The 629-nt window shown below is 63.4% G+C and carries 1 protein-coding gene; it reads left to right on the plus strand.

What is annotated here, in order from left to right; translation table 11 throughout:
- Positions 1-629, plus strand: a 629-nt coding sequence (locus tag IB262_RS36825; protein ID WP_246802844.1) for a SulP family inorganic anion transporter, incomplete at both ends; no start/stop codon positions are given.

The following is a 629-nucleotide window of genomic DNA, read 5'->3' on the forward strand; positions in this document are numbered from 1 at the left end:
AGGTCCTGTTATCGTCGTCTTCGTCGCGGTGTTGTTGTCATATCTCTTCGACTTCGAAGGGCGCGGCATGACGGTCGTCGGCAACATTCCCGACGGCTTGCCGACCTTCGTCCTGCCTCGTCTCGAGAGTCTGCCGATCGATGGATTGCTGACCGGCGGCGCGGCAATCTTCCTCGTCAGTTTCGGTTCCGGCGTCATCGCAGCGCGCAGTTTTGCGGCGCTCGGCGGCTACCGCGTCGATCCGAACCGTGAACTGAGCGGCTTCGGGGCCGCCAACATCGCGGCAGGACTGTTCGGGACGTTTCCGGTGACCGCCTCGGATTCACGCACGGCCGTGAATTTCGCCGTCGGTGGGCGGTCGCAGATCGCGAGCCTCGTTGCGGCGGGGACCCTGATGGTGGTGCTGCTCTTTCTTGGTGACGTCCTTCGCATTCTGCCGGTCGCCGCGCTCGGGGCGATCCTTGCGGCAACGGCGCTCAGCCTGATCGACATCGACGGCCTGAGACGGATCTGGACCGTCAACCGCATCGAGTTCATTTTCGCGCTGATTGCCCTTTGGGGACCGATCGGCCTCGGCGTGCTGAACGGCGTGGTCATCGCCATCGCTGCAACACTGGTCTACCTCATCT

Source organism: Ensifer sp. ENS02 (assembly GCF_014851885.1).
Lineage (GTDB): Bacteria > Pseudomonadota > Alphaproteobacteria > Rhizobiales > Rhizobiaceae > Ensifer > Ensifer adhaerens.